Here is a 10,228-nt window from a genome sequence, read left to right as displayed (position 1 = left end):
CCGCTCGCCTGCGCACCAGCGGGCGCAGCCGTTCCGCCTCAGCCGCGCGGGCGAGCCGTCCGGCCAGCGCAGCGAGGCGCGGCGCATCCGCAGCGAGCTCCGCGCGGCGGATGCCCTGCGCGTGATGCTCGCGCTGCAGCTCGCGCACCGCGCGCCGCTCGGCGGCGAGGCGCTCGCAGGCCGCCAGCGCTTCGCGGGCGGCCTGTGCCGCAAGGCGCGCCTCGTCCAGGCGCGCTTCGGCAAGCGCCAGCGCCTCCGGCGACGCGTCGCCCAGCCCTTGCTGCTCGGCCTGGAGCTGCTTGAGCCCGGCATCGGCCTCTTTGAAGCGCGCCGACGTCTTGGCGCTAAGCCGGTCGCCGTATGGCTCCAGATGAAACAGGCGCTGCAGCATCGCACGCCGGTCTTTGCCCGCCAAGGTAAGGAACTCTGCGAACTTGCCTTGCGGGAGCACCACCGCCCGGGTGAAGTCGGCCATCGACAGGCCGAGCAGCTCCTGTACCTGATGATTCACCTCACCGGCTTTATCTGCGAGCACCACTGTCTCCCCGTCCTGATAACGGATCAGCCTGCAGACGCTGCCCAGCATGGACAGCTCGCCATTGCGCTTGAACTGCCGGTCTACCCGGTAGCGGATCGCGCCGCCGGGGGATGACAGCTCAAAGCTGAACGACACGGCCAGCAGATCCTCGGCCTGATTCATCACGGCCTGGGTACCACCGGGAGCGCGCTCCACTTTGCCGAACAACGCCAATGTGATCGCGTCCAGCAGCGACGACTTGCCGCTGCCCGTCGGACCGAATATGCCGAAGACGCCCGCTCCCGTCAGGGCGGCGAAATCGATCTCCTGCAGCTCCCTGTAGCTCTGCAGGCCTGTAATTTGCAGCAATATCGGCCTCATGTCAAGCTCCTCCTTATGTACACCGGCAAGTTACCCGTATAGGCTGCTATCCAGCCGCCGGCTCCTCCTCTTCATCGGCCAGCAGCTCCAGAAACAATCGGGTCAGCTCCGCCTCCGGCTGTGCCCCGCCCGTCTGCCGCTCGTAAAACCGCCGGAACAGCTCGTCCATCGGAACCTTTGCCACCTGAAGAACCGTTTCCGCTTCCGTTTGAAGCTCCGGATACAGAGGCCGAATATGGATCAGCCCTTCCCGCTCTTGCCGCAGCCGGTGAATCTGCTCCAGCGAGATCATTTCCTGCAGATGCACCTCCAGGTCGATCCAGGCGGTGGCATCCTTACCTTCCTCCAGCCAGCGCTGAACCTCGGCAAGACCGCCACGAGCCGTCCAGGTCACGAGCGGCCGGCCGCAGGACAGATAGAGCTCCTCCAGCACCGGCTCTCCCCCCGGCTTGATCTCGATAATCGTCACCGACTTGGCCTGCCCGGCTTCAGAGAAGCTGTAGGCCAGCGGAGACCCGCTGTAGCGGAGCAGGCAGTCACCACTTGTCTGCTGCTGGGGCCGGTGCAAGTGGCCCAAAGCCGCATAGCTTGCGCCCACAGACAGGGCCGAAGCATCCACGGTATAGGCTCCGCCTACCTGAATCGGACGTTCCGATTCCGTTTCCTTGCCGCCCATCACATACAGATGGCTCATCAGCAAATTTACCGTATCCGGCCCAAAGTGACGGGCCTGCTCCTGGGCGATATGCCGCACCCGGTCCGAATAAGCTGCGCGAAGCACCGACTCATCGGCCTCCTCGGTCAGCAGCTCCTTGAGCCGGGATTCCGACGGATAGGGCAGCGCGAACAGAACTGCACTCTCCCCGGTGCGCGCCACGTCAATCCGGTGTACACGCGGCTCCGGCAATCCGATCAGCTTCACGCCCAGCTTGTCCGCCAGCGGCGCGGCTGCCGCTAGACGATCAGGATGGTCATGATTCCCGGCGATGACATACACCGGCCGCCTCCCTTGATCGGAGAGGCGGGCGAGCGCTTCATAGAACAATTGCTCCGCCGCTGCCGGAGGATTGACGGAATCATACACGTCACCCGCCAATAGCACGAGATCAATCTGCCGGTCGCTAACGATAGCCGCCAGCTCGTCGATGAACGCCTCCTGCTCCGCAAGCCGGCTGCGCCCTTCGAGCGTACGTCCCAAATGCCAATCCGCCGTATGCAAAATACGCATAGCTTAATCCCTCCCCTTACAATTCCACGATATGAGCCCCGTCGAACAGAAAAACAAACGTGCCCTTCACCGGCTTCTTCCAGATCGCCTCGACGGCGCGTGAGTAAAGCTCCAACTGGAGCCGGTATTTTTCGGCAAGCCGGTTCGGAGACGAGCCCTTGAGCCTATCCGTCTTGTAATCGACGAGCACGAGACCGTCCCCTTCGTCGATGAGGCAATCGATAACGCCCTGAAGCATCACGGTTTCCGTGTTCAGCGAAGCATCCTCGCCTCTGTACACATCCGCCGCAGGCATGCCGAAGCTGAAGGGCAGCTCGCGGTACACCTGCCGGGCGGATAGCAGGCGGCCGCCCAGCCCGCTGCTGAAGAACGAGGCGATAACCTGCGGATCGACCAGTGCCTGCTGAGCCTCTGTCAGCAGCTCCCGGCTGACCATATCCGCCAGAGTCGCCCGGATATCATCCTCTCCCGGAAGGCGGTTCAGCGGAATATGCTGCATCACGGCGTGGAAGACCGAGCCTCGTTCTGCCGCGTTCAGCTCCCGCTGCTCGATAAAGCGCGGCCTGCGGACGATCAGCGGCTGGTAACTTTGCCCAGATCCAGGCTTCACGGAGTCTTTATCCGTATGGCTCGCCTTATCCGGTCCAGCCTGCATAGTTTCCCGGGTCGAAAGCCGCACCCCGGCTCCCGGCTCCGTCTGCCCCCACACTGCCGTTGCGGCATCTTCCGCAAACAGCTCCAGCAGCTTCTCGTGTTCCGAAAGCCGTTTCAGCTCGGTGACCGAGGTCTTGGAGAACACCTGGGTCGCATCCGGATGCTCGTACTTCCAGGACAGCCTCCGCCAGACGTCGCTTTCCCACCGCTCGGTGCCGTCCACCGGCTCCTGACGCATAACAGAGCTCCATCGTTCATCGGCAGCCGCCGCTTCCGTTCCTGACGCCGCCTGCGCGATGTAGGCAAACCGCTCAGGGCTGAATACCTGAATATGCCATTGCGAAGCTTCCTGCCGCATCGACGGATGCGCTCTGCCGTCCAGCCCTATGGCTTCCCGGAGCGTCTCTCCATTCGGATGGCGCATCAGCGCAGGACCGATCCAATCCAGGTAGCACTTCGCTGCAGCCAGTGTATCATCAGGCAGCGCAGGTTCCGCCAAATCCGCATGCCTTGCCCACGAACTGAGCAGCTTCTCCAGCCCGCGAACACTGGCAACGAGAATCAGCTTCTCCTTGGCCCGAGTAAGCGCCACGTACAGCACCCGCATTTCTTCCGCGAGCATTTCCATCCGGATCTTCTGCTTGATGGCCAGCCAGGGAAGGGTCGGATAGCTGACCCTTGTATCCGGCTCCAGGAGCTTAGGACCGAAGCCCAGCTCCTTATGCAGCAGGAAGGCGTCCGTCAGCTCGCGCCGGTTGAACATTTTGCCGCAGCCGGCCACGAAAACGACGGGAAATTCCAGCCCTTTGCTTTTGTGAATGGTCATGATCCGGACCACGTCCTCCTGCTCACCCAGCGCCCTTGCGGTCCCAAGATCTCCTCCACTGTCCTGCATCCGCTCCACGAAACGCAAGAATCGGAACAACCCCCGCAGACTGGTGGCCTCGTACTGTCTGGCCCGGTCGTACAGGGCGCGCAGATTGGCCTGACGCTGCTCCCCGCCGGGCAGCCCGCCTACAAAATCGAAATACCCGGTCTCCCGGTAAATATTCCAGATCAGTTCGGCAAGCGGTCCCTGCAGCGATTGCATCCGCCATACGCCAAGCGCCGCCTGGAAGCGCCGCAGCTTGCTGCTCAGCGGGTCCACATCGCTCTCGGCAGCCTCCGCCCCCGGAAGATGCAGAGCGCGTGCAGCCTGCAGCCCGTCTTTACCCGTTTGCTGCAGCAGGGCGGCGGCGGCATCCTCCCCGTCTTCGACAGCATCAGGCTCTGCCGTCACAAGATCGGACGAAGCTCCTGCCGCATAAGCGCGCACCGCATCGAAGAATGGCCCGTTCCTGCGTGCGATACGGATCGCAGCCAGCTCCTCCTCGTTCAGTCCGACGAGCGGGGAACGAAGCACGCCTGCTAAGGGGATATCCTGATACGGGTTGTCGATAATTTTCAGTAGGGACAGCACGACCTGAACTTCTGTCGCCGTGAAATAGCCGGTATTCAGCTCCGCATACGCAGGAATCCCCTGCTGCCGGAGTTCTTCGATCAGCACAGGCGCCCACTGCTGGGTTGCCCGCAGCAGCACGACGATATCCTTGTAGGCGATGTCCCGCATAGCTTTCGTCGATTTGTCGAAGACCTGGTACTTGCCTCCGCCGTCTGCTCCCATCATCGTGCGGATGCGTTCGGCGAGAAACCGTCCTTCGAGCTGCGCCGTCTCCATGTCGCGCGCCTCGGATGCCGCTTCTGATCCGCCAGCGTTATCTCCCGGCTCCCCATCAGCCTCGGGGATGCTCTCTTCGGACGGCTCGGCCATCGCGGAACGGTCGATCAGCACAAGCTCGGCCGCACGTTCGCCGCCGTCTCCCTCGGGATAGGCTGCGCCGTAGGCCAGCTCCGCACGCTCGTCATAGTCGATCTCTCCGACGCTTTCCTTCATAATCTGGCGGAATATATAGTTCGTTCCGTCCACGACCTCCCGGCGGCTGCGAAAATTCCGCGCCAGATCGATGCGCTGCCCCGGCTCCGCTCCATCGAGCCTGTAGCTCCGGTATTTCTCCTGGAACAACCCCGGCTCCGCCAGACGGAACCGGTAGATACTCTGCTTCACATCGCCGACCATAAAACGATTGCCCGGCTGTTCCCTCGAAATAAGCGCGACGATCGTCTCCTGGACGCGGTTGGTGTCCTGATATTCATCGAGCATGACTTCCACGAACTGCTCGCGGTATTCCCGAGCGGCTGCAGACGGCAGTAGCCCTCCGGGACCGGACTCGGCATCGTACAGGATCTGCAGGCAATAATGCTCCAGATCACCGAAATCCACCAGTCCCTTGTCGGCCTTGGCTAGGCGATACGCTTCTCCGAACTCCGTGACGAGCGAGGCCAGCGTGCGCATCAACGGAGCCATCCGTTCCAGCTCCCCCGCGTATTCCTCCAGACTGCGGCCGAACCACTCCTCCTTCACCGACGCCAGCTTGTCCTTGGCGCTATTCCTAAGCTCCTTCACCTGCTCCTGCAGCGCCTTGTCCACCTGATCGCCCTTGCAGGGCTTCAGCTTGCCAAACGCCGCACCCTGGAAAGCGTGGTACAAGTGATCCCAGGAAGTCCCCCCGCTCATCTCCAGCAAATAGCCCACCGTCGCCAGATCGTCATCCAGATTGGACAAATACGGCTCAGGCCCTCCAGGGCTGCCAGCCAGACGGACCGCTTCACGCAGCAGTCCTTCCATGCCTTGAAGCTCCAGCCTCACGGCCGCTTTCATGCTGGCCAGCCACGGATGGCTTTCTCCCTCCGGACGCTCCTCGAACAAGCGCACACAATCCTGCAGCCATTGCTCCGGCCACGGATGGCTGCGCGAGTCGTCGTACAGACGCTGCACCAGCCGGAACAGGCCATCGTCGTTTTTGTCCCCGCTGAATGTGTCCGCCAGCAGCCAGAACGGATCGCCTTCAGCCGTCTGGCCGTACCGCTGCTCCAGCAGCTCCTCGAGCAGCTCCTGGCGCAGCAGCGCACTTTCCGTTTCATTGGCAATCCGGAAGCCGGGATCAAGCCCGATCGACTGGTAATGCTTCTGGATCACCTCCATGCAGAAGGAGTGCAGCGTCGTAATGAAGGCCCGGGGAATAAGCGCCAGCTGTCTGCGCAGATGGTCGGAACCCGGGTCCACGGACAGCGCCTTCTCGAGCGCATCGCTAATCCTGTGGCGCATTTCGGCGGCAGCCGCCTTCGTAAAGGTAGCGACCAGAAGCCGGTCAACGTCAATCGGCTCCTGCGGGTCCGAGATGCGGCGAATGATGCGCTCCACCAGCACGGCGGTTTTACCTGATCCGGCGGCGGCGGCTACGAGCACGGAAGCTCCACGCACCGCGACCGCCTTCCATTGATCGTCCGTCCAGGTGCTGTTTTCCGGCTTTGGCATAAAATTCGTCGTCATCAAGCTCCCCCACCCTTCCTGTTGCTATCCTTATGACCGGTCTGTCTCTCGCTAGCCTTCAAATCCACTCCGTTCGAGAACCCCTCATGCTGCTCAGCCTCTGGGTCTCCGCCAGTTTCCAAGGCTGCCAGAGGCGTAGGCCGGGACGCTGCGGGACGGAATGTCCGTGGTGCTGGTGCCCCGTTCCGGGGTGTATGGGTATCCTCAGCCTCCGGCTGACGCTTCGGAACCGATCCTGTCGTTCCATAATCAGCCAAACCCGTATCTACCGAGGACCGGCCCCCCTCATCGGGAGCCTGTGTGACCCGGCGCTCCATCAGCTCCAGAGCCAAATCCTTGCCAAGCATCGGCAATTGCTTATAGCTATTGCCGGCAAGCTGCGAATCGAATTGGCATACCGGCTGGAAGGAGCAGGTCTGACATGCGACCGTCGTTCCCTTACGGTACGGCTCAATAGCGATATGACCGTCGGTCATCGACGTGCCGATCTCCCGGATCGTCCGCTGCACATGCCGTCTGACTGTACTCCATTCCTGCTCTGTCGCCACGGAGGAGGATTTATAGAACCCCCCATCCGTCTTCAATGCTACGGGCAGCAGCTCAGAGTACCCGCTCGCCCCGATCAGCGCGCTGTCCATCAGTCTGACCGTATCCGGATCGGCCGTCAGCAGCCCTTTCATCTTGAACCTTTTCTTCAACTCCTTGTCCACCTGCTCGGCACTCAGCGCATTCTTTACCTGCAGCACTGGGTTGTGAACATGGAAGTACAGCACGCCCGCCGGCTGTGCCTGAGTACCCAGCCAAAGCGGAGAATGCCTTAGAATGACGTCCAGATAGGTCATCATCTGCAGCGAAAGGCCGTAATACACATCGCCCAGCTGCAGTGCCCTGGAGCTCGACTTGTAATCGATCACCCGCAGCAGCGCCCCGTTCTCGGTATCCGCCCGGTCGATCCGGTCGATACGCCCGCGCAGGTTCATTCTCACGCCGTTGTCCAGGTCGTAATGCAGCGCCGGTATCTGCTCACCGGCTCCGAACCCAATCTCCAGACCGATCGGCTGGAATTGTCCCCTCTTGGCGTGCTCGCCTAGCATAAACGCCGCCCGGCCGATCACCTGCTTCAACTTGCGGGCGATATAGTGATACCGCTTGGAGCTCAGCAGAATTTCGCCCTGCAGCCTCGGCGAGAGCGCGTCGATGACGAGCGCCGCCCGGCGCTCACATTCCGCTGCCGTCATGCCGCCCCAATCGGCGCCCTCGGCGACGATCTGCTCGGCGAACTGGCTGAGCGCCGCATGGAAGAGCTGCCCCACATCCGGCGCCTCGAGCCGAAACATCCGCCGTTCCTTCAGCCGCAGTCCGTGAGAAGCGAACTGCGAGAACGGACAGGCGACGAAACGCTCCATCCGGGATACGCTCGTATCGATCGTATCCCCATACAGCTCCCGGCTCGTAGCCTCGGCGAGCGGAGCGATCCGATTCGTGTATTGCAGCGACTCCGTCATCCGCGCCAGCTTCCCGCTGAATGCAGGCTGCCTCGCAAACCAATTGTACACCGACCACCATACACCATGAATCGGGGCTCCCCGCATCCATTGCTTGAGCTGTACGACCAACAGCGACAACGCCTTGTCCGGATGCGATACAAAGTCCAACTGCTCTCCGGTCTCTGCCTGCGCTTCAGGCTCGTTCAGCATCAGCCCTTCCGTCAGATCCGGAAACAGCCTCTTCAACTGGCGGATGACATCGGACGGGAGCAATGATTTTCCTTCCTCGTCAGCGAGCGGGTAACTGATCCACAGGCCGTCGCTCGGCGTGCATAACGCGTTGTAGATGAGGAAGGCTTCGTCGAGCAGCCTCCGCCTGCTGTCCTCCGCGAGCTGCAGCCCCTGCGAGGCCAGATGCAGCCGCTCGGCTTCGGTAAGCACCCCGCTCTCAACGATTTTGGCAGGCATCACGCCTTCATTCACGCCCAGCACGAATAGATGCCGAACCCCTGCGGAGCGCGTGCGGTCCATACTTCCGATCAGCACCTGATCGAGGGTAGGCGGAACAAGCCCGAGCTTGATACTCTCCGCACCAGCCTCCAGCAGCTTAACGAATTGCTCCAGCGACGTTTCTTCATCGCCCGTCAGCTCGACGAGCTGGTCCAGCATATCGATCAGCTTGTCCCACACCTGCGCATGCTCACGTGCTTTCTCCGGCTGGCCGTTTTTGAGCGCAGACTGTCCCCAGGCCTCCAGCCTTTCCGGCACATGAAGCCCGGTCAGCAGCTCATACAGCGCCTCCACCCGGCCCCGGACCGTCTTTCGTTCCCGCAGCCGGTCCTGGAAGGCGCCAAGAGGCTCCGAGACCAGCCTGCGATAACGGTTGATCGAGCGCAGGAAGGCCGAGTCCCCGCCCTGATCGTTCTCCTCGTGCTCGATGGATGTATGATAACGGTAAGTCCAATCCGTTCCCTCACGCCATCTGGACCCCTGAATGCCGAAGGCGAGCACGTAGTTCTCCAATTGATCGAAGCCAAGACGGGAAACCCGCTCTCCGGCCTGGCCTGACTCCTTATCGTCCCGTTTCTGCATCGGCAGAAAAAATCCCGTCTTGATACAGCGAAATACCGCGTCATACCGCCAATGCTGCCGGGCTACCTCCAAGGCAGACCGGACGAACTCCACCAGCGGATGATGCAGCACCGAGCGCTTCTGATCGAGGAACAGCGGGATTCCATAATCCGCAAATGTGCCTGCAATCAAATCCCCGTATGCTTCAATATTGCGGATGGAGACGGCGCAGTCCCGCCAGCGCAAGCCTTCCTCGCGGACCAGCCGCCGGATTTCGCGGGCAATACCCTCCACCTCCGCGCGCCGGTGTACAGCTGCGGTGATGTGCAGAGCGCTGCTTGCTCGCTCTTCCGGCCTCATCCGGTAAGCCGGCTTCACACCCATTCCCCAATGCCGCTCCAGATGGGCCAGCACCGGGTTGGACGAGAATCGTACAGGCGGCGAAGCCTCCAGCACGACGGGTGGCTTAACGTCCAAGCCTAGCTCGGCCAGACGCTGGGACACTTGCATCATCGTGCGCGCCGTCGGGTGGAATAGCTCCAGCTCGTGCAGCGAAGTTCCTGCGGCGTAAGGCCGATCCAGATTCAGCGTCATGCTAACTTCGTCCGCATGCAGCGCCAATTGCTCCACAACCGCCGACTCCTGCGGTGTAAAGCCGTGAAAGCCGTCCATCCAGCAGGCCGCATGGCGCAGGTAAGCAGACTGACCGATTTGCCCGGCCAACAGCGTCAAATAATCCTCTCCGTCCAGGTACAATCTGGACAGCTCTGTCTGAAACTCGGCATAGACAAGCTGCAGGTCATGCAGCTTATTGGCAAACGAAGCCCCGCTCCGTTCAGACGAGGCAACGCGAGTGCCGTAAAAATCCGCCAGCTCATCTGCCGAAATCCGATAACGCTTCAGCTCCGTGAAGAGCTGGTTCATATGATCCAGATATCCGGCCTGATCCGCAGCTCCATGCATGCTTCTCAGCCGGTCGCGGTGCTTATGTAGTAAGCGGTGCAGCAGCAGTTTCTTACCCGTATCGTCGATCGGAAGCCTCGCTGTGCCCCCGACCTCCTGCATCACGCGCCAGGCCAGCCGCCGGAAGCTTAATACCTGGGCACGAAGCGTACCGCCCAGCTCAGGGTCTGATATCAGCGCATACTCAGCCTGGAACGTAGCCTGCTCCGGCACCAGCCAGATCAGCGCCGGTCCCTGCGGAGCTTCCTTCAGCTCCTTCTTGATTTCATGTAGACAATAGGTCGTTTTCCCCGTTCCGGCCCGTCCGAGCACAAATTGAAACGCCATATTCCACTCTCCCCCTCCAACCGTACACATGCCAAGGCTCTACTATTCTATCAAATAAAGTCTGTTTTGGGTTCTTCAAGAAGATCTTACCAAAAAGCGGCGATGAGTTCATACCTCTCTCCTATATTATAGCATATTCCCTGCATCAGGAACATTTGTTCTCTATGAAT

4 protein-coding genes are annotated in these 10,228 nt (G+C 61.2%); all 4 read right to left on the bottom strand.

Annotated features, from left to right (window positions below; genetic code table 11):
* A partial coding sequence (locus tag WMW72_RS16055) for an AAA family ATPase (protein WP_341416515.1) occupies positions 1 to 898 on the bottom strand: 898 nt, incomplete at its 3' end.
* Positions 899 to 944: 46 nt separating this feature from the next.
* Positions 945 to 2,126, bottom strand: a complete 1,182-nt coding sequence (locus tag WMW72_RS16050; RefSeq protein ID WP_341416514.1) for an exonuclease SbcCD subunit D — start codon at positions 2,124 to 2,126, stop codon at positions 945 to 947.
* Positions 2,127 to 2,142: 16 nt separating this feature from the next.
* On the bottom strand, positions 2,143 to 6,210 hold the full coding sequence (gene addA, locus WMW72_RS16045; RefSeq protein WP_423227553.1) for a helicase-exonuclease AddAB subunit AddA: 4,068 nt from the start codon (positions 6,208 to 6,210) through the stop codon (positions 2,143 to 2,145).
* Complete coding sequence (gene addB, locus WMW72_RS16040; protein WP_341416512.1) at positions 6,210 to 10,058, bottom strand: helicase-exonuclease AddAB subunit AddB; 3,849 nt, start codon at positions 10,056 to 10,058, stop codon at positions 6,210 to 6,212. The genes addA and addB overlap by 1 nt, the downstream gene beginning before the upstream one ends.
* Positions 10,059 to 10,228: the final 170 nt, after the last annotated feature.

It is taken from the genome of Paenibacillus filicis (assembly GCF_038070315.1).
Classification (GTDB): domain Bacteria; phylum Bacillota; class Bacilli; order Paenibacillales; family NBRC-103111; genus Paenibacillus_G; species Paenibacillus_G filicis.
Note: the sequence above shows the minus strand (reverse complement) of the source record. Positions and strands in the feature narration are given on the sequence as shown.

What these genes read in the sequence shown, in the direction of transcription:
- WMW72_RS16050 (WP_341416514.1), bottom strand. Translation starts at nt 2,126, where the DNA reads ATGCGTATTTTGCATACGGCGGATTGGCATTTGGGACGTACGCTCGAA.
- addA (WP_423227553.1), bottom strand. Translation starts at nt 6,210, where the DNA reads ATGACGACGAATTTTATGCCAAAGCCGGAAAACAGCACCTGGACGGAC.
- addB (WP_341416512.1), bottom strand. Translation starts at nt 10,058, where the DNA reads ATGGCGTTTCAATTTGTGCTCGGACGGGCCGGAACGGGGAAAACGACC.